Source organism: Pseudomonas sp. PK-RTE-24, assembly GCF_054052265.1.
The window spans coordinates 895,968-916,091 of the sequence record NZ_CM133224.1; the positions used below are offsets into that span (position 1 = coordinate 895,968).

The 20,124-nt window shown below is 60.8% G+C and carries 15 protein-coding genes and 2 tRNA genes; 5 read left to right on the forward strand and 12 right to left on the reverse strand.

What is annotated here, in order from left to right:
• Positions 1 to 188 precede the first annotated feature (188 nt).
• Positions 189 to 956: a 23S rRNA (guanosine(2251)-2'-O)-methyltransferase RlmB gene (gene rlmB, locus ACV8MC_RS03965; protein ID WP_252877333.1), complete on the reverse strand. Its 768-nt coding sequence runs from the start codon at positions 954 to 956 to the stop codon at positions 189 to 191.
• Positions 953 to 3,583, reverse strand: a complete 2,631-nt coding sequence (gene rnr / locus ACV8MC_RS03970; protein WP_024011371.1) for a ribonuclease R — start codon at positions 3,581 to 3,583, stop codon at positions 953 to 955. Before rnr ends, rlmB begins: the two co-directional genes overlap by 4 nt.
• A 225-nt stretch (positions 3,584 to 3,808) precedes the next feature.
• Here rnr and ACV8MC_RS03975 point away from each other — a divergent pair.
• The 4 genes from ACV8MC_RS03975 to ACV8MC_RS03990 all read left to right on the forward strand — a co-directional run bounded on the left by ACV8MC_RS03975 (position 3,809) and on the right by ACV8MC_RS03990 (position 7,049).
• A tRNA-Leu gene (locus ACV8MC_RS03975) sits at positions 3,809 to 3,895 on the forward strand.
• A gap of 180 nt (positions 3,896 to 4,075) precedes the next feature.
• Positions 4,076 to 4,162: transfer RNA gene (locus ACV8MC_RS03980), tRNA-Leu, on the forward strand.
• A 311-nt stretch (positions 4,163 to 4,473) separates the two neighbouring features.
• On the forward strand, positions 4,474 to 5,484 hold the full coding sequence (locus ACV8MC_RS03985) for an extracellular solute-binding protein (RefSeq protein ID WP_016771941.1): 1,011 nt from the start codon (positions 4,474 to 4,476) through the stop codon (positions 5,482 to 5,484).
• On the forward strand, positions 5,484 to 7,049 hold the full coding sequence (locus ACV8MC_RS03990; protein ID WP_375123045.1) for an ABC transporter permease: 1,566 nt from the start codon (positions 5,484 to 5,486) through the stop codon (positions 7,047 to 7,049). Before ACV8MC_RS03985 ends, ACV8MC_RS03990 begins: the two co-directional genes overlap by 1 nt.
• A gap of 80 nt (positions 7,050 to 7,129) precedes the next feature.
• Here the strand turns inward: ACV8MC_RS03990 and ACV8MC_RS03995 are convergent, their stop codons facing one another.
• The 3 genes from ACV8MC_RS03995 to ACV8MC_RS04005 form a co-directional block, all read right to left on the reverse strand.
• Positions 7,130 to 9,064, reverse strand: a complete 1,935-nt coding sequence (locus tag ACV8MC_RS03995) for a methyl-accepting chemotaxis protein (RefSeq protein ID WP_041480726.1) — start codon at positions 9,062 to 9,064, stop codon at positions 7,130 to 7,132.
• Between the two features lie 139 nt (positions 9,065 to 9,203).
• Positions 9,204 to 10,493, reverse strand: a complete 1,290-nt coding sequence (locus ACV8MC_RS04000) for an adenylosuccinate synthase (RefSeq protein WP_016771943.1) — start codon at positions 10,491 to 10,493, stop codon at positions 9,204 to 9,206.
• A gap of 54 nt (positions 10,494 to 10,547) precedes the next feature.
• On the reverse strand, positions 10,548 to 11,735 hold the full coding sequence (locus ACV8MC_RS04005) for an ATP phosphoribosyltransferase regulatory subunit (protein ID WP_315435149.1): 1,188 nt from the start codon (positions 11,733 to 11,735) through the stop codon (positions 10,548 to 10,550).
• A gap of 88 nt (positions 11,736 to 11,823) precedes the next feature.
• On the opposite strand from ACV8MC_RS04005, the gene ACV8MC_RS04010 reads away from it, so the two are divergent.
• Entirely contained in the window at positions 11,824 to 12,030 is a 207-nt protein-coding gene (locus ACV8MC_RS04010; protein WP_143497950.1) for a hypothetical protein, read from the forward strand.
• A gap of 17 nt (positions 12,031 to 12,047) precedes the next feature.
• Here ACV8MC_RS04010 and hflC read toward each other — a convergent pair whose 3' ends face one another.
• The 7 genes from hflC to ACV8MC_RS04045 all read right to left on the reverse strand — a co-directional run bounded on the left by hflC (position 12,048) and on the right by ACV8MC_RS04045 (position 20,110).
• Positions 12,048 to 12,917, reverse strand: a complete 870-nt coding sequence (gene hflC, locus ACV8MC_RS04015) for a protease modulator HflC (RefSeq protein WP_016771945.1) — start codon at positions 12,915 to 12,917, stop codon at positions 12,048 to 12,050.
• Positions 12,917 to 14,083 (reverse strand): FtsH protease activity modulator HflK, encoded by a 1,167-nt coding sequence (gene hflK / locus ACV8MC_RS04020; protein WP_024011368.1) that lies wholly within the window; start codon positions 14,081 to 14,083, stop codon positions 12,917 to 12,919. Before hflK ends, hflC begins: the two co-directional genes overlap by 1 nt.
• Positions 14,084 to 14,179: 96 nt before the next feature.
• Positions 14,180 to 15,481, reverse strand: coding sequence for a ribosome rescue GTPase HflX (gene hflX / locus ACV8MC_RS04025; RefSeq protein WP_041480728.1), 1,302 nt, complete (start codon positions 15,479 to 15,481; stop codon positions 14,180 to 14,182).
• Between the two features lie 12 nt (positions 15,482 to 15,493).
• Positions 15,494 to 15,760 (reverse strand): RNA chaperone Hfq, encoded by a 267-nt coding sequence (gene hfq, locus ACV8MC_RS04030; protein ID WP_016771947.1) that lies wholly within the window; start codon positions 15,758 to 15,760, stop codon positions 15,494 to 15,496.
• A gap of 95 nt (positions 15,761 to 15,855) precedes the next feature.
• Positions 15,856 to 16,827: a tRNA (adenosine(37)-N6)-dimethylallyltransferase MiaA gene (miaA, locus tag ACV8MC_RS04035; protein WP_056787556.1), complete on the reverse strand. Its 972-nt coding sequence runs from the start codon at positions 16,825 to 16,827 to the stop codon at positions 15,856 to 15,858.
• Positions 16,827 to 18,734, reverse strand: a complete 1,908-nt coding sequence (gene mutL, locus ACV8MC_RS04040) for a DNA mismatch repair endonuclease MutL (protein WP_056787553.1) — start codon at positions 18,732 to 18,734, stop codon at positions 16,827 to 16,829. The genes miaA and mutL overlap by 1 nt, the downstream gene beginning before the upstream one ends.
• Positions 18,731 to 20,110: an N-acetylmuramoyl-L-alanine amidase gene (locus ACV8MC_RS04045; protein WP_370593506.1), complete on the reverse strand. Its 1,380-nt coding sequence runs from the start codon at positions 20,108 to 20,110 to the stop codon at positions 18,731 to 18,733. The genes mutL and ACV8MC_RS04045 overlap by 4 nt, the downstream gene beginning before the upstream one ends.
• Positions 20,111 to 20,124: the final 14 nt, after the last annotated feature.

Here is a 20,124-nt window from a genome sequence, read left to right on the forward strand (position 1 = left end):
AAGGGGCGCAATTGTAGAGAAGGGACTGCGGGCGCGCAAGGCAATTGGTGAATATTTGAACAACCACCGGGCGACCCGTGTAGGAGCTGCCGAAGGCTGCGATCTTTTGACTTTGATTTTTTCAAAGCAAGATCAAAAGATCGCAGCCTCTTTTCACTCGACAGCTCCTACAGGGGATTTGCAGCAGGTCAGGACTTCTTCGCGGCAGCCTTGGCCTTCGCACCGCGCTGGCGCTGGGCTTCGAACAGGCACACGCCGGTGGCGACCGAGACGTTGAGGCTGCTGACGCTGCCGGCCATCGGCAGGTTCACCAGATAGTCGCAATGCTCGCGGGTCAGGCGACGCATGCCTTTGCCTTCGGCGCCCATGATCAGAATGGTCGGGCCGGTCAGGTCCTGGTCATAAATGCTGACCTCGGCTTCACCAGCGGTGCCGACTACCCACAAACCGCGCTGCTGAAGTTTTTCCAACGTGCGCGCCAGGTTGGTCACGGCCACCAGCGGGATCACTTCCGCCGCGCCGCAGGCGACTTTACGCACCACCGGGGTCAGCGTGGCCGACTTGTCTTTCGGCACGATCACCGCCAGCGCACCGGCCGCATCGGCCGAACGCAGGCAGGCGCCGAGGTTGTGCGGATCGGTCACGCCGTCGAGCACCAGCAACAGCGGCGCGCCTTCGGTGCGATCGAGCAACTCGTCGAGCATCGCCTCGCCCCAGACCTGACTCGGGCTGACTTCAGCGACAACGCCCTGATGCACGCCTTCAACCCAGGCGTCCATTTCGCGACGCTCGGCCTGGCCGACCTGAACACGGTTTTCATTGGCCAGCTCGACCAGCGTCTGCACGCGCGGATCGTTGCGGCTTTCCGCCAGCCAGATCTGCTTGACGCGCTTGGGGTGGTGACGCAGCAACGCTTCTACCGCGTGAACGCCGTAGATTTTTTCCAACTGACTCATGACTTCGCCTTCGGTTTACGCGCCCCGCCACTTTTGGCTGGAGCGGAACCCGCTTTTGGCGGGCCCTTACGGTGCTTGCTCGGCTTGGCTGGCTTGCCGTCGGTCGCCCTGTCAGGCGCCGACCGTCCGGTCTTTCCCCCGGACGCCGCTTTACCACCGTTTTTCGCATCGGCCAGCAAGGCCTTCTTCAATTCACGGCTTTTGCGCAGCTCGGCGTTTTTCGCCACGGCATCGCTCGGACGATAGGCTTCGGCAACCTTTTCCTTGGCCGGACGACGGCTGGCGGTTTTCGCTGGAGCCTTTTCTTCCGCAGCCTTGGCAGCAGGCGCAGCGGTTTCGGCGCCACGTTTCTTGCGACCGATCGGCGCGCTGATGGTTTTCTCGGCCATCTCGAAGTCGATCTTGCGCTCATCGAGGTCGACGCGCATGACGCGTACTTCAACGGTGTCGCCAAGACGGAAACTGCGACCGGTGCGCTCGCCCGCCAAGCGGTGATGCACAGGATCGAAGTGGTAGTAATCGCCCGGCAGCGCGGTGACATGCACCAGGCCTTCGACGTAGATATCGGTCAGCTCGACGAACAGACCGAACCCGGTCACAGCGGTGATTACGCCCGGGAACGATTCGCCCACGCGATCCTTCATGAACTCGCACTTGAGCCAGTTCACCACGTCGCGGGTCGCCTCGTCGGCGCGGCGCTCGCTCATCGAGCACTGCTCGCCAAGCTGCTCCAGCGCCGCTTCGTCGTACGGATAGATGCGCGCTTTCGGAATGGTCATCGCACCGGCACGACGAACGTGCGGGGTGTCCTGTTTCGAATGGATCACGCTGCGGATCGCGCGGTGCGTGAGCAGGTCCGGGTAACGACGGATCGGCGAAGTGAAGTGGGTATAGGCTTCGTAATTCAGGCCGAAGTGGCCGTCGTTTTCAGCGCTGTACACCGCCTGACTCAACGAACGCAGCATGACGGTCTGGATCAGATGGAAATCCGGACGATCCTTGATGCTCGCCAGCAGGGCCTGATAATCCTTCGGCGACGGACCGTCCTTGCCTTTGTGCAGGGACAGGCCGAGCTCACCAAGGAATGCGCGCAGCTTTTCCAGACGCTCTGGCGGCGGACCGGCGTGAACGCGATACAGCGCAGGAATTTCGTGCTTCTTGAGGAATTCGGCAGTGGCCACGTTGGCGGCCAGCATGCACTCCTCGATCAGCTTGTGCGCATCGTTGCGCACGGTCGGACGGATTTCCGCGATCTTGCGCTCGGAGCCGAAGATGATCCGTGTTTCCTGGGTTTCGAAATCGATCGCGCCACGCACGTGACGGGCGGCCAGCAATACCTTGTACAACGCGTAGAGCTGCTTGAGGTGCGGGACGACGTCGGTGTACTCGCCACGCAATTTGCGCGCTTCGGTAGCCTTCGGCGTTTCCAGCATCGCGCTGACCTTGTTGTAGGTCAGACGGGCGTGGGAATGGATCACCGCCTCATAGAAGCAGTAGTCGGTCATTTCGCCGGACTTGGAGATGGTCATCTCGCAAACCATGGCCAGACGATCGACTTGCGGGTTCAGCGAGCACAGGCCGTTGGACAGTTGCTCGGGCAGCATCGGAATCACGCGCTCGGGGAAGTACACCGAGTTGCCGCGAACCTGAGCTTCGTTGTCCAGCGCCGAGCCGATCTTCACGTAACTGGAAACGTCGGCAATCGCCACGTACAACTTCCAGCCACCGGAGAACAGACGCAGCTTGCCCGGTTTGGCTTCGCAGTAGACCGCATCGTCGAAGTCGCGGGCATCTTCGCCGTCGATGGTGACGAACGGCAGATGACGCAGGTCGATGCGCTTCTCTTTGTCTTTTTCTTCAACTTCCGGCTTGAGCTTGGCGGCTTCTTTTACAACTGCCTCAGGCCAGACGTGCGGAATGTCGTAAGTGCGCAGGGCAACATCGATTTCCATGCCCGGCGCCATGTAGTTGCCGACCACTTCGACCACATCGCCTTGCGGCTGGAAACGCGGCGTTGGCCAGTGGGTGATTTTCACCTCGACGAACTGACCGATCTGCGCATTGGCGTTGCGGCCCGGCGTCACCAGCACTTCCTGCTGGATCTTCGGATTGTCGGCAACGACGAAACCGATGCCGCCTTCTTCGAAGTAGCGGCCGACGATGGTTTCGTGAGCGCGGGAAACTACTTCGACGATCACGCCTTCACGGCGACCACGACGGTCGAGCCCGGAAACCCGGGCCAGCGCACGGTCACCATCGAACACCAGACGCATTTGCGCCGGGCTCATGAACAGGTCGTCGCTGCCGTCGTCCGGCACCAGGAAGCCGAAACCGTCACGGTGACCGCTGATGCGGCCGAGGATCAGGTCGAGCTTGTCCACCGGCGCGTAAGTGCCACGGCGGGTGTAGATCAGTTGAGCGTCGCGCTCCATGGCGCGCAAGCGGCGGCGCAGGGCCTCGATCTGGTCTTCGGTGGTCAGACCAAACTCTTCGACCAGTTGCTCGCGGGCAGCAGGCGAACCCCGATCGGCGAGGTGCGCCAGGATCAGTTCGCGGCTGGGAATAGGGTTTTCGTATTTTTCCGCTTCACGAGCGGCCTCGGGATCGAGGGACTGCCAATCGGCCATTAGAGAGTTTTCACCTTGTCTATATGCGGGTTAGTTTGGCATAGGCGCCGGGAAACGGGAAATTTCCGCTTCTATAAGGCTTTGCATGGCCCTGTATCGACGCTCTGATAGGGTTTTGAACGCCGCTGGTAAAAAAATTCAGTTTTTTCTGCAGTAGGGGTTTACAGTTAAAAAGGCGCTCCGTATAGTGCGCGCCATCGACGACGCACAAGCGCTTTCGATGATGCCCAGGTGGTGAAATTGGTAGACACGCCAGCTTCAGGTGCTGGTGACCTTACGGTCGTGGAAGTTCGAGTCTTCTCCTGGGCACCAATTTCGAGTTTGAGACTAGATCAGTTTCAAGACTCACACAAAACCCGCGAAAGCGGGTTTTTTGCATTTGCGGGAAAGCTTTTGTTCACACTGATTTATTAAAACCAAATCAGGGGTTTACAGATCAAAAAGGCCTCCGTATAGTGCGCCACATCAACAGCGGCAACGCTTGCGATGATTGCCCAGATGGTGAAATTGGTAGACACGCCAGCTTCAGGTGCTGGTGACCTTACGGTCGTGGAAGTTCGAGTCTTCTTCTGGGCACCAATTCAAATTCAAGGTTCACGCCTTGGATTTCACAAAAACCCGCGAAAGCGGGTTTTTGCGTTTCTGGCTTCCTGAATTTCCGCAGGTCTTGTAGGAGCTTGTAGGAGCTGACGAGTGCAACGAGGCTGCGATCTCTTGATCTAGCTTTCCCCCGTAACACGTAGGAGGCAGATCAAAAGATCGTCCGAACGCGGCCCGAGCCTTCTGCTGCTCCTACCCGATCCCCTTGTCCCGCACAAGGCGCACTTGAGAAACAATATCGTTTATCATTGTTGCAAGTTTTTGCAATGCGACAGTGAGGAATCCTGCGAATGACGTTTCGAAATACCCTGCGCCGAGGCCTGACCTTCACCCTCCTCGGCCTGGCACTCGCCACTCCCCTCACCCAGGCTGCCGATGCGGTTTCCCTGACTCTCTACAACGGCCAGCACAAGGAAGTCGGCGACGCGATTGCCAAGGCTTTCGAAGCCAAGACCGGCATCCACGTCAACGTGCGCAAAGGCAGCAGCAACCAGCTCGCCAGCCAGATCATCGAAGAAGGCGACCGCTCCCCCGCCGATGTGATCTACACCGAAGAGTCGCCGCCGCTGAATAACCTCGGCGAACAGGGTCTGCTGGCCAAGGCCGATGACGCCACGCTGGCAGTTCTGCCGGAAAAATACGTCGCCGCCAATGGCACCTGGATCGGCGTTACCGCCCGCGTACGCGTGGTCGCGTTCAATCCGAAACTGATCGATGAAAAAGACCTGCCGAAATCGGTGATGGAATTTTCCGAGCCGCAGTGGCAGGGCAAGGTCGGCTTCGTTCCGACCAGCGGCGCCTTCCAGGAGCAGGCCGTAGCGATCATCAAGCTGCACGGTCGTGACGCCGCCGAAGAATGGCTGACCGGCCTGCGCGCATTCGGCAAGACCTACAGCAACAACATGGTCGCGCTCAAAGCGGTGGAAAACGGTGAAGTCGCCACCGTACTGGTGAACAACTACTACTGGTTCGCCCTGCAACGCGAGAAAGGCAAGCTCGATTCCAAATTGCATTACTTCACCGGCGGCGACGCTGGCGGCTTGATCACCGTGTCCAGTGCTGCCGTGCTGAAATCCAGCAAACATCCAAAAGAAGCCCAGCAATTCCTCGCCTTCATGGCCAGCGAAGAAGGTCAGCGCGTGATCACTCAGACCACCGCCGAATACCCGCTGCACAAAGGCATGGAATCGGATCGCGGTCTCAAGCCGTTCAGCGAACTGGAAGCGCCGAACGTTACCCCGGCGGACCTGGGCAACGCTGAAGAAGCGCTGGAACTGGAACGCGAAGTTGGCCTGAACTGATGGCAGCATCGTTATCGGCCCCCGCCGCGCGCGGGGGTTACGTACCAAGACGCAAACGGCCGTCGATCTGGCTGGTGCTGCCGGTATTGCTACTGGTGTTACTGAGCCTGTTGCCACTGGCCTACGTCGGGGTGAAAGCCTGGCAGGCCGGCTGGGCCGAGGCGCTGCATTTGCTGTGGCGCCCGTATGTGTTTGGCCTGTTGCGCAACACCTTGGCACTGATGGTCGGCGTGACGATCACCTGCGCCGTGATCGGCCTGTCGCTGGCATGGCTACTGGAACGCAGCAATCTGCCGGGTCGACGCCTGTGGGGCGTGATCCTGTGCCTGCCGTTTGCGGTGCCGGCGTTTGTCAGCAGCTTCACCTGGGTGTCGCTGAGTGCGCAGTTCGAAGGCCTCGGCGGAGCGATTCTGGTGATGAGCCTGTCGAAGTATCCGCTGATCTTCCTGCCAGTCGCGGCGACCCTGCGCAATCTCGATCCCTCTCTCGAAGAATCCGCCCGCACGCTGGGACAGAATCGCTGGGGCGTGTTTTTCCGCGTCACCCTGCCGCTGTTGTGGCCATCGCTGCTGGCCGGTTCGCTGCTGATTGCCCTGCACATGCTGGTGGAATTCGGCGCGCTGTCGATCATCGGCCTGCAAACCTTCACCACGGCGATCTACCAGCAATTCGAACTGGAATTCAGCAACGCCAATGCTGCGATGCTTTCGGCGGTGTTGCTGGCGCTGTGCCTGCTGCTGTTGTGGCTGGAACTGCGGGTGCGCGGCAAGGGCCGGCATGTGCGCACTGGCCAAGGTGCAGCGCGACAGGCTGAGCAAGTAAAGCTTGGGCCATGGGCTGCGGCAGGTCAGTTGTATTGCCTGTTGCTGGCGATTATCGGCAGCGGCGTTCCGCTGGGCATGTTGGCCTACTGGCTGGCGGTCGGTTCGTCGGCGGCGTTCCCGGTAGCAGCGATCACTGAGGCGCTGTTGTCGTCGTTGGCATTGTCGTTGGGCGGCGCGGCGTTGTGCCTGGCGCTGGCAGTGCCGGTCGGGCTGCTGGTGGTGCGCTATAAAGGCCAATTGGCAATCTGGGCCGAACGCCTGCCTTATCTGCTGCACGCGCTGCCGGGCCTGGTGATTGCGTTGACGCTGGTGTATTTCGCCCTGCATTACGTACCGGTGCTGTATCAGACGTCGGGCTTGCTGCTGATCGCCTATGCGCTGCTGTTTCTGCCACTGGCGCAGGCGCCGATTCGTACGGCACTGAACAAGGCTGCGCCACAGCTGGAAGAAGCGGCGCGGACCTTGGGCGCATCGTCGTTCACGGCGTTTTGCCGGGTGACATTACCGATCATTTTCCCGGCACTGGGCGCGGCGTTTGCGCTGGTGTTTCTCGATGCGATGAAGGAATTGACGGCGACGTTGCTGCTCAGCCCAACCGGACTCAATACATTGGCGACCGAGGTCTGGGCGCATACGGCGAATGTCGAGTTTGCGGCGGCGGCGCCTTATGCGGCGTTGTTGATTGTGGTCTCGGGGCTGCCGGTTTATCTGCTGACGACGCGGATGTATCTGAGCCGCTAAAAGATCGCAGCCTGCGGCAGCCCCTACAAAGGAATTTGCCTTTCCCTGTAGGAGCTGCCGCAGGCTGCGATCTTTTGAGGTTAGGCGCGGAACTGCCCCAGGCTAGCCTTCAACTGCGCCGCCAGACCATCCAGCACCTTGCCACTGGCCGTGGTTTCCACCACTGCCTGCGCCGCTTTCTCGGCTTGGGCGTGAATCGTTTCGACGCGCCCACGCACTGCCTGTGCACCCTGCGCCTGATGCGCTGCTGCTTGCGTCGCCAGACCGATCGCCGCATGCACCTGCTCGACCGAAGCCTGCACCGATTGCTGCAAGCGCGCACTGTCGCGCAAGACCAGCAAACCTTCGCTGGCCTGCCGTCCGGCCTGGCCAATCGCCTCGACTGCCTCACGTGCGCCCTGTTGCAGAGCGACGATGTGCGCTTGAATATCACCCGTGGAGCTTTGCGTCTTGCTCGCCAGCGCACGAACTTCATCGGCGACCACGGCGAAACCACGCCCGGTCTCACCGGCCCGCGCCGCCTCGATCGCAGCGTTCAATGCCAGCAGGTTGGTCTGTTCGGCGATGCCGTGAATCACCGTCAGCACCACCTCAATCTGCTCGCTCTGCTGCGCCAGTCGCTCGATAACCTTCGCCCCGGTATCGACCTGCCCGGCCAGCGCTTCGATCAGGCTACCAACCTTCGCCGAAGTCCGGGTGTTCTCATCGGTGGCCTGACGAATATCGACAACCTGCTTGAGCGCCGCCTGCATCGCCTGACTTTCCGACTGCGCCTCGTCTGCCATTTGCGACAGCGCGCGCAGGCTTTCTGCAACTTCATCGCGCTGCATTCCGGCAGCCGCATCGGCGCCAGCGTTGCGCAAAGTCATCGCGCCGATTTCCACGCCAGTGCGCTGAGCGACATCACCCGCCTCGCGTACGATCGGCTGCAATTTATCCACGAAGCGATTGACCGCTGAGGCCATGTCGCCGATTTCATCCTTGCTGTTGATCTGCACACGCTTGGTCAGATCACCCTCGCCTGCTGCCAGATCGTCCATCGCTGCATTGAGCATTTTCAGACGATTGACCACCCGATGACCGAGCACCACGGCCAGCAACAGCAGCACGCCGCAACCGACCAGTGCCAGGCCAAGGCCAATGCGCCAGCGAAGAGTGGCGGCAGCTTCCTGAACGGTTTGTGCGGTGTTGGCTTTCATTTCACCAGCGGTGGCTTGCGCCGATTGCAGGCGCGCCTGCATCGCTTTGGCGCTGTCCGCCGCTGCGCCTTTAAGGCTGTCGCCGACCAGTTGATCGCTGCTGGCAATCAGCGCCAGGAAGCGCTTGTCGAGCTCGGCCAGATCGGTTTCCACCGAGGCTGTGGACACACCCATCAGCACTTTGCCGATTTCCACGCCGTTGGGATTGATCGAGGCCTCGAGGTAGTAGACCGAAGGATCATTCTTCGCCGCATCCAGCACTTTATCCAGCGCGCGCTCGCCCTGACCTTTTTCCAGCAAGGCCTTGTTGATCGGGTTTTCACGGTTGAGATAACGGGTCAGATGCTGGCCGGTGGCGTCGTCATACACCACGAACAGCACGTTGGGATTGCGCTGGGCGCGGCGGGCGAACTCCGAGAGCGTCGGCACGTCGCTGTCCCACATGGCACGCGGCGCTACGGATGCAAGCAACTGCGCCATGTCGTTGGCCGAATCCTTCAGATCCTTTTCCAGCGTCGCTCGCAGCTGCGCCTGCTCTTCTTTCAGACGCGCGGACAGGCCGACCGTCAGGCGCTGACGAGTGCTGGCCGATAACGCATCAAGACTCGAAGTGACTTCACGCCCGGCCTGCTCCAGCTCACCGGAGAGCTTCTGGCTGTCGGCACCCAGGCGCACGGCCAGATCGGCTTCCAGCGCGGTCACCGTGCTCCGCGTCAGGGCAACCGCCACCAACACCTGCACCAAAAGGGCGATACCAAGGGTAACGAACACTGGCCGCAACAAACGGCTTTGTAACAGTGAGAGAACGGCTGACACTTTAAATCCCTCTACTTCTGACGCCATTAATTTGATGGCACTCTTGTAGACAGATTCACAGCAAAGGTCATGCCGTCCAACAGGCATAAACGACAAAGGCCCCGATTAAGGAGCCTTTGTTTTTTACATCAACGACTTATCAAGCAAACGGATGACGCAGAACGATGGTTTCGTTGCGGTCCGGGCCCGTCGAAATAATGTCGATCGGCGCGCCGATCAACTCTTCAACGCGTTTGATGTAGGCACGAGCATTGGCCGGCAGCTCTTCCAGGGTTTTTGCACCCACGGTCGATTCGCTCCAGCCTGGCACTTCTTCGTACACAGGCTGCAGGCCTACGTAGCTGTCAGCATCGGTCGGGGCAACAGCATTGCCTTGCGCGTCTTTGTAGCCGACGCAGATGTTGATGGTTTCCAGACCGTCGAGTACGTCCAGCTTGGTCAGGCAGATGCCCGAGATGCTGTTCACATCGATAGCGCGACGCAGGATGACGGCGTCAAACCAGCCGCAGCGACGGGCACGGCCGGTGGTAGCGCCGAACTCGTGACCCTGCTTGGCCAGGTGTGCACCGACTTCGTCAAACAGCTCGGTCGGGAACGGGCCGGAACCGACGCGAGTGGTGTAAGCCTTGGTGATGCCCAGGATGTAGTCGAGGAACATCGGGCCAACGCCCGAACCGGTCGCCACGCCACCAGCGGTGGTGTTGGAGCTGGTCACGTACGGGTAGGTGCCGTGGTCGATGTCGAGCAACGAACCTTGCGCGCCTTCGAACATGATGTCCTTGCCGGCACGACGCAGATCGTGCAGCTCGGCAGTCACGTCGAGCATCAGCGGCTTGAGCAGCTCAGCGTATTCCTTGCACTCGGCCAGGGTCTTTTCGAATTCGATGGCTGGCTCTTTGTAGTAACCGACCAGCATGAAGTTGTGGTAATCCACCAGTTCACGCAGCTTGTCTTCGAAGCGTGGCATGTTCAGCAGGTCGCCGACACGCAGGCCACGACGGGCAACCTTGTCTTCGTAAGCCGGGCCGATGCCGCGACCGGTGGTACCGATCTTCAGCTCGCCACGGGCCTTTTCACGGGCCTGGTCCAGCGCGACGTGGAAGGACAGGATCAGCGGGCAGGACGGGCTGATACGCAAGCGCTCGCGCACCGGTACGCCTTTCTCTTCCAGCTTGGTGATCTCGCGCAGCAGGGCGTCAGGTGCAACCACCACGCCGTTGCCGATCAGGCATTGCACGCCTTCGCGCAGCACGCCCGACGGAATCAGGTGCAAGACGGTTTTCTCGCCGTCGATCACCAGCGTGTGACCCGCGTTGTGGCCACCCTGGTAGCGCACTACGGCGGCAGCATGTTCGGTCAGCAGATCAACGATCTTGCCTTTGCCCTCATCACCCCACTGGGTGCCCAGGACTACGACATTCTTACCCATAACACTTGTCCTCATTCGCGCAAACTTGGTGCCGGCGATGGCCGGCAGGAAAACTCAAGAAGCCAGTGGCGATACTTGCCAAAGCCCGTTCTGCTGAATCAATTGCCGGTCGCAGTCCGCATCACGGGCGGCGGCCAAAGGTTGTCCAGGCAAGGCCTGAACGACACGCTGACCCTCACTGCGCAACTGGCAAACCCGCTGCCAGAGTGCCGCATCCGTACTGTCAGGCATCCAGATACCGCCAGACGGTAGCTCGATCTCAGCACGCCCCAGGGTCACCAGGGTTTTCAAATCGGTAGAGAAACCAGTCGCCGGACGCGCGCGGCCGAAGTCAGCGCCGATGTCATCGTAACGACCGCCCTGAGCGATGGACTGGCCAACGCCCGGCACGAACACCGCGAACACCACACCGGTGTGGTAGTGGTAGCCGCGCAACTCGCCGAGGTCGAAATACAGCGGCAGCTGCGGGAAGCGCACGGAAAGACGTTCGGCGATCGCCAGCAGGTCTTCCAGCGCCGCCAGCACTGGCGCCGGGGCATTGGCCAGACGCTCGCGGGCAGCGCTCAACACTTCACGGCCGCCGCACAGATCAACCAGTGCGCGCAGCATGCCCGACAGATCCGTCGGCAGGCCTTCGGTCAGGGTAATCACCTCATCGATGGCCTTGCGCTGCAGGGCATCGAACAACTGCTGCTCGACTTCACCGGACAGACCGGCGGCGCGCGCCAGACCACGATAGATGCCGACATGGCCGAGGTCCATGTGCACGTCCGGCACATCGGCCAGTTGCAGCATGGCCAGCATCAGGCTGATGACTTCGACGTCGCTGCTCGGGCTGGCGTCGCCGTACAGCTCGGCGCCCAGCTGGATCGGGCTGCGCGAGGACGACAATGCACGCGGCTGGGCGTGCAGGACACTGCCTGCATAGCACAGACGGCTCGGGCCTTCGCGGCGCAGGGTGTGCGCATCGATACGCGCCACCTGCGGTGTGATGTCGGCACGGAAACCCATCTGCCGGCCCGATTGCGGGTCGATGACCTTGAAGGTACGCAGATCCAGGTCCTGGCCCGCGCCGGTCAGCAGGGATTCCAGGTACTCGATATGGGGAGTCACGACAAACTCGTAACCCCAGCTCTGGAACAGATCCAACACCTGACGACGCGCGACTTCAATGCGCGCCGCCTCCGGTGGCAGTACTTCTTCGATGCCATCTGGCAGCAGCCAGCGGTCTACCGTTGCCATTACGCCATTCCCCTTTGATCCGGGCGGCCAGCACTAGGCGAGCCTTGAGTGAAGCAGAAAATGACCGGAGCGTTCAAAACGCACGCGCATGAACGACGCAGCGAAAGGCCGGCTGGCGGCTTCGCCCATCACTTTCCTCGAAAAACGCTCGGGCTATTCAAACCCGATGCCTGCAACAAAAACAGCAATCAAACGTGCAGACGCAAAAAAGCCGGGAATTTCCCGGCTGCCGCATCATACACACGTTTTCCGAAAGGATCACCCCGCCCGAGGTTTTAGCCGCCGGGCGGAATGATTCAGGTCAACGTCGTATCAAGGTTTGGCTTTTTCCAGGTAACGGAAGAAGTCGCTGCTTGGGTCGAGGACCAGGACGTCGGATTTGTTCGCGAAGCTTTCACGGTAGGCACGCAGGCTACGGTAGAAACCGTAGAACTCCTGATCCTGACCGTAGGCCTTGGAGTAGATCGCAGCTGCCTGGGCGTCACCGTCACCGCGAACCTCTTCGGATTCACGATAGGCTTCGGCCAGCAGCACGCGGCGTTGACGATCGGCGTCGGCACGGATGCCTTCGGCCAGCTCGTTACCCTTGGCGCGGTGCTCGCGAGCTTCACGCTCACGCTCGGTGCTCATACGCTCGAACACACTGCGGTTCACTTCCTTCGGCAGATCAATGGCCTTGACCCGGACATCAACCACTTCGATACCCAGCTCTTTTTCCGCCATCTTGTTCAGCGATGCAGTGATGTCAGCCATCAGCGCATCACGCTCACCCGACACCACTTCGTGCAGGGTGCGCTTGCCGAACTGGTCACGCAGACCGGACTCCAGACGACGGGACAGACGTTCGTCGGCGATCTGCTTCAGACCCGAAGTCGCGGTGTAGAAGCGCTCGGCATCTTTCACCCGCCACTTGGCGTAGGCATCGACCATCACGGCTTTCTTTTCCAGGGTCAGGAAGCGCTGCGTCGGCGCATCCAGCGTCAGCAGACGCGCATCGAATTTGCGCACCTGGTTGACGTAAGGCACTTTCACATGCAGACCTGGCTGGACATCCGCCTGAACCACACGACCGAATTGCAGCAGCACCGCGCGCTCGGTCTGAGCGACGATGTAGAAGCAATTCCAGCCCACCAGTACCACAACGACGCCAACGATCAGGGCGATCAGCGATTTATTGCTCATCAGCGGGTCTCCCTTGTACGCGTCTGCGGCACGTCAGTGACATGCGGCGTGACGTCCGTGTTGTTGCTGGCGGCCGAACCGGTCACCGGTGCGTTGCCCGAGCTGTTCTGGATCATTTTGTCCAACGGCAGGTAAAGCAGATTGCTCTGGCCGTTCTTGTTGCCGGTCACGAGTACCTTGCTGGTGTTGCTGAAGACTTCCTGCATGGTGTCCAGGTACAGACGTTCGCGGGTGACTTCAGGTGCCTTGCGATACTCGGCGACCAGCTTGGTGAAGCGATCGGCCTCACCCTTGGCGCGCGAGATGGTCTCGTCGCGATAACCGTTGGCATCTTCGATGATGCGCTGGGCCTGACCACGGGCTTCCGGCACCACACCGTTGGCATAGGTTTCAGCCTGGTTGCGCGAACGCTGCTCGTCTTCACGGGCGCGGATCACGTCATCGAAGGCTTCCTGTACTTCACGCGGTGCCGCTGCGCTCTGTACGTTGACCTGGGTGACGGTGATACCGGTGCGATAGGTATCGAGGAAACGTTGCAGACGCTCCTTGATTTCGCTGGCCATCAATTCACGACCTTCGGTCAGCACCTGGTCCATGGCGGTGGAACCGACCACGTGACGCAGCGCACTTTCAGTCGCGTGCTGCAGGCTGATTTCCGGCTGATCGACGTTCAGCACGAAGTCCTGCAGGTTGCTGATCTTGTACTGCACGGTCAGCGGCACTTCGACGATGTTCTCGTCTTCAGTCAGCATCTGGCCCTGCTTGGTGTACGCACGCTCACGCGTCACGTTCTCCATGTACTTCTTGTCGATCGGCGGGAAGTAGATGTTCAGGCCCGGGCCGACAGTCTCGTAGTACTTGCCGAAGCGCAGCACAACGGCTTGCTCCTGCTCGTCCACCACGTAGACCGCGCTGTACAGCCAGACAGCCGCCAGCACGACCAGGCCGATGCCGAGCAGACCGCCGAAGCCGCCACTGCTGCGCCCCGACCCGCCGCCGTCATCACCGCGTTTCTTACCACCACCGAACAACCCGTTCAGGCTTTCCTGCAGCTTTCGGAAGGCCTCGTCGAGATCCGGTGGCCCCTTGCGGTCGCCGTTATTGCGGCGCTTGCCACCCCAGGGATCCTGATTATTCGAGTTGCCACCCGGCTCATTCCAAGCCATAGCGCTCTCCATCTGATAAAGCAAAGACGCACCCACGGCGCGCCGACCAATGCTACAGAATGCCTGCCGTTGCGGCACAACCGCTTTGTCAGGCTTTTATTGCAAAGTGTGTTGCTCGATGAATTCCATCGGCTGCAATCCTTCGCGGCTTACCAATCGATTCAGCTCGATCCGGGGCAAACGAACGGCCAGCAGGCTGACACCTTCATCATCGTATTCTTCTTTCTGCACCGCCCCGAGTTCGAAGAACTGCGCACGCAGCCGAGCGAATCGTTGCGGCAAGCGCAAGGTACCGACGAACAGATCACTGCCGAGCAACTCGGCGATGGCCTGTTCAAGCAATTCCAGACCGCTGCCATCACGCGCCGAGAGCCAGACCCGTTGCGGCTTGCCATCGGCATCGCGCTGGATCTGCGGCTCGACGCCTTCAAGCAAATCGAGTTTGTTATAGACCTCGAGGATCGGCAAGTCCTGGGCACCAATCTCGCCCAGCACCACCATCACCTGCTCGATCTGCAACATGCGATCCGGTTCGGCTGCATCGATCACGTGCAACAGCAGGTCGGAGTTGCTCGACTCTTCGAGCGTAGACCGAAATGCCTCGACCAGCTTGTGTGGCAGGTGACGAATGAACCCCACGGTGTCGGCGAGGACGATCGGACCGAGGTCGTCAAGCTCCAGCCGGCGCAGGGTCGGGTCGAGCGTGGCGAACAACTGATCGGCCGCGTACACCTCGGACTTCGTCACGTTGTTGAAGAGTGTCGATTTGCCCGCGTTGGTGTATCCCACCAGCGAAACGGTAGGGATGTCCGCACGGGATCGGCCACGGCGCGACTGCTCGCGCTGACTGCGCACCTTCTCCAGCCGCCCCTTGATCTGACGCAGGCGAACCCGCAGCAGACGGCGGTCGGTTTCCAGCTGGGTTTCACCCGGACCGCGCATACCGATACCGCCACCCTGACGCTCAAGGTGAGTCCAGCCGCGAACCAGCCGCGTGCTCATGTGGTCAAGCTGGGCCAGTTCGACCTGAAGCTTGCCCTCATGGGTGCGTGCGCGTTGGGCGAAAATATCGAGAATCAGCCCGGTGCGGTCGATCACGCGACACTCGAAGACACGTTCAAGGTTGCGTTCCTGACTGGGCGTGAGGATGTGATTGAAAATCACCAGATCGGCTTCTTCAGCCTTGACCAGGTCGCGCAGTTCCTCGACCTTGCCGCTGCCGATCAGATATTTGGCGGTTGGCCGATGACGCGGCACGTTAAAAAACGCGACGGTCTCGGCGCCAGCCGAATTTGCCAACTCCTGAAACTCCTGCGGATCTTCGCGCGCCTCAGGGTCCTGTCCATCCAAGTGAACGAGGATGACTCGTTCACCACCACCGTGGCGCTCAAAGAACAAAGGAGACTCCTATCAGGCGTTACCCGGCGCTGCATCGGCATCGCCCTGTTCGTTTTCGGTTGCGCTAGGCAGACGAATTGGACGAACCGGCACGACGGTCGAGATAGCGTGTTTGTAGACCATCTGGCTTACGGTGTTTTTCAGCAGGATCACGAACTGGTCGAACGACTCGATCGTCCCTTGCAGCTTGATACCGTTGACCAGATAGATGGAAACCCCGACTTTCTCTTTACGTAAAGTGTTCAGGTAAGGGTCTTGTAGCGAATGCCCTTTTGACATGTGCCGCACTCCTTTAAGGATTCAATAATAAAAACAGGTAAATTCAGATGGCTTCGGCCGTCACACCCCCAAGGATAGACGGCAATTGCAAGGACTCAGCTCAATATGGAGATGGTCCCAAGGTATTTCAAGGCGCGTGGCAGATTGTCGCAATCAAGACTGTCCAGCCAATGCAAATCGTCCCAGCTGCGCAGCCAGGTAAACTGGCGTTTGGCCAATTGGCGCGTGGCGATGATGCCCCGCTCCTGCATCTGGGCCAATGTCAGCTTGCCGTCCAGGTAATCCCAGACTTGGCGGTAGCCTACCGCACGTATAGACGGCAACCCCGAATGCAGGTCACTTCTTTTACGCAGGGCTACGACCTCGTCGATGAATCCCTGTTCCAACATATTTGTGAATCTTTGTTCAATTCGCTGGTGCAGAACCTGACGATTCGCCGGAGCAATGGCCAGGTTCGCGACAGTATAGGGCAATTGTTGCCGTCCCGAAGCGGCTGCTTCAGTACTTAGCGCAGATTGTTGCTCGCGCAGGGCGGTCATGCTCTGCCCGCTGACTCGATACACTTCCAGTGCCCGACTCAAGCGTTGCGGATCATTGGGATGGATGCGCGCCGCCGACACCGGATCGATTTGCGCCAATTGATCGTGCAGGGCTTGCCAGCCGAGGCGTGCAGCTTCTTCCTCGATCTGCGCGCGGACCTCGGGATCGGCTGCCGGCATGTCCGCCAGACCTTCGACCAGAGCCTTGTAATAGAGCATGGTGCCGCCGACCAGCAGCGGGATCTTTCCTCGCCCAGTGATTTCGGCCATGGCCTGCAACGCGTCGCGACGGAAATCGGCAGCGGAATACGCTTCAGCGGGGTCGAGAATGTCGATCAGCCGGTGTGGGTATTCGGCGAGCAGTTCTTGCGAAGGCTTGGCCGTGCCGATGTCCATGCCGCGGTAGACAAGCGCCGAATCGACACTGATCAACTCGCACGGCAGCACCTTGGTCAGCTCGATGGCCAGATCGGTCTTGCCCGCAGCGGTCGGGCCCATCAGGAAAATCGCTGGAGGCAGCTGGCTCATCAGCGACCGCGCAGGAACAATTTGTCCAGATCGTCCAGGCCCAATTGGGTCCAGGTCGGTCGGCCATGGTTGCATTGACCACTGCGCTCGGTGTTTTCCATATCGCGCAGCAGACCGTTCATTTCCGGCAGGGCCAGACGCCGGTTGGCGCGGATCGCGCCGTGGCAGGCCATGGTGCCGAGCAGTTCGTTAAGGTGCGCCTGGATACGGTCACTGGTGCCGTATTCCATCAGGTCAGAGAGCACGTCGCCGACCAGTCGATTGGCTTCGGCTTGCTTGAGCAACGCCGGGATCTGCCGGATCGCCAGGGTTTCCGGCCCCAGCCGCTGCAATTCAAAACCAAGACGCTGAAACCATGCCGCATGTTCTTCAGCGCAATCGGCCTCGCGCTGACTGACCGCCAGCGATTCCGGCACCAGCAATGGCTGACCACTGAGACCTTCGCTGGCCATGGCTATTTTCAGGCGCTCATACATGATCCGCTCGTGGGCGGCATGCATGTCCACCAGCACCAGGCCGTGGGCGTTTTCAGACAAGATATAGATGCCTTTTAGCTGCGCCAGTGCATAGCCGAGCGGCGGAATATCTTCCTGACCGGTCGGCAGTGCGCTGGCATTGGCTTCAGGCAGCGGCGCGAAAAATTCCTTGTATGCGGCTTGCGCCTCGGCAGCAGGCACCGCCGATTGCGGACGCGGCGTGTATTGATACTGATAAGCGCCGCCAGCGCTGGCGCCGGATGACGTGTTGAACGCCGGTTGCGCCTGCGGCTGCTCCAGCAGCGCATTGGCTGCCAGACGCATCTCGCCCTGTGGGCCAAACTCGCCCGCCTCGATCCCGCTCGGCCGAACGATCGCCGTGGTGACCGAGCCGGCCAATTGATCTTCCGGACGCACATCGCCCAGCGCACGGTGCAGCGTGCCATACAGGAAATCGTGGACCATGCGCCCGTCACGGAAACGCACTTCGTGTTTGGTCGGGTGCACGTTGACGTCTACCGCTGCGGGATCGACCTCGAAAAACAGCGCGAAGGTCGGGTGCCGACCATTGAACAGCACGTCGCGATAAGCCTGGCGTACCGCGTGGGCCACCAGTTTGTCGCGCACCGCACGGCCGTTTACGAAGAAATACTGCAAATCCGCCTGACTGCGGTTGAAGGTCGGCAAACCGACCCAGCCCCACAGGTGCAAGCCATTGCGTTCGATCTCGATCGGCAACGCCTGCTCAAGGAAACCCGAACCGCAGATCGCCGCCACACGCCGGGCGCGGGCTGCATCATCGTGGGCCTCGTGCAGGCTGAGGATGGTCTTGCCGTTGTGGCGCAGATGAAAAGCCACGTCGAAGCGCGCCAGCGCCAGACGCTTGATCACTTCCTGCAGGTGATCGAATTCGGTTTTTTCGGTCTTGAGAAATTTGCGCCGGGCCGGGGTGTTGAAGAACAGGTCGCGGACTTCCACCGAAGTGCCGACCGGATGCGCCGCCGGCTGCACGCGCGGCGCCATGTCCCGGCCTTCGGTTTCGACCTGCCAGGCCTGATCGGCATCGCGGGTGCGCGAGGTGAGGGTCAGACGCGCCACGGAGCTGATCGACGCCAGCGCCTCGCCACGGAAACCCAGGCTCATCACCTGTTCGAGGTCTTCGAGGTTGCGAATCTTGCTGGTGGCATGACGGGCCAAGGCCAGCGGCAGGTCATCGGCGGAAATACCGCTGCCGTCATCGCGCACGCGCAGCAACTTGACGCCGCCCTGCTCGACATCGACGTCAATACGCCTGGCGCCGGAGTCGAGGCTGTTTTCCAGCAACTCCTTGATCACCGAAGCCGGGCGCTCAACCACCTCACCAGCGGCGATCTGGTTCGCCAGTCGTGGGCTGAGCAGCTCGATGCGCGCAGTGTTCAATACCTGGTTCATTCTTTCGACGCCAGTTCGGTGCCTGGAATGGTCAGGTGCTGACCGACTTTCAGCTCATCGCTTTTCAGATTGTTGGCGGCGCGCAAGGTGGCCGGCGAAACCTGATAGCGCACGCCGATCATCGCCAGGGTTTCCCCCGGGCCGACACGGTGGTCGCGCGGGCCTTGGGCAATCTTGCCGGAATCACGCAGCCAGGCGATGTAGGTGCCCGGCGGCGGATTCTGCTGGAAGAACTGGCGCACGCCGCTGCTGATCGAACGGGCCAGCGCTTGCTGATGGCTCGACGCGGACAGCTTGTTCGCTTCGTTGGCATTGGAAATGAAGCCGGTTTCAACCAGGATCGACGGAATGTCCGGCGACTTCAGCACCATGAAGCCGGCCTGTTCCACGCGCTGTTTGTGCAGCGGCGTAACGCGACCGATGTTGGTCAGCACCTTCTGGCCGACGTTGAGACTGGAGGTCAGCGACGCAGTCATCGACAGGTCGAGCAACACGCCGGCGAGCATGCGGTCCTTATCGTCGAGGCTGACGTTGCCGGCACCACCGATCAGGTCGGATCGGTTTTCACTGTCGGCCAGCCAGCGGGCGGTCTCGGAGGTAGCGCCACGATCGGACAGGGCGAACACTGAAGCACCGAAAGCGGCCGCGGACGGCGCAGCGTCGGCGTGGATCGAGACGAACAGGTCGGCGCCCTTCTTGCGGGCGATTTCGGTACGCCCGCGCAATGGAATGAAGTAGTCGCCGGTACGGGTCAGCTCGGCGCGGAAGCCTTTCATGCCGTTGACCTGACGCTGCAATTCGCGGGCGATCTGCAGCACCACGTCTTTCTCACGCTGGCCGCGCGAGCCGGACGCGCCCGGGTCTTCCCCTCCGTGGCCGGCATCGATCACGACGATAATGTCGCGCTTGCCAGCCGGGGCTGGCGGCAGCTTGATCGCCGGTTCGGTCGGAGTCACCGGCACCGCCGGCACGGTCGCCACCGATGGAGTCGGGGCTGGCGGCGGCGCGGCATCGGCCGGGTTGTCGAACAGATCGACCACCAGACGGTTGCCGTACTGCGCGTTCGGCGCCAGCGAGAAGCTTTTCGGGGTGACGGCTTTTTTCAGGTCGATGACCACCCGCAGGTCGGTCGGCGTGCGCTGGGCTGAGCGCATCGCGGTGATAGGCGTGTTCGCGGTCTGCACGTTCAACGGCGCGCCGAGGGTGGCGCCGTTGATGTCGATCACCAGCCGATCAGGGGCTGTCAGGGTGAAAACGCTGTGCTGCACCGGGCCGCTGAGGTCAAAGACCAGTCGCGTGTTGTCCGGCGCCCGCCACAGGCGCACGCTGTTGACCTTTGAATCGGCCACAGCGTTGACGGTTACTGCCATCAACATCAGTCCAGCGGCAG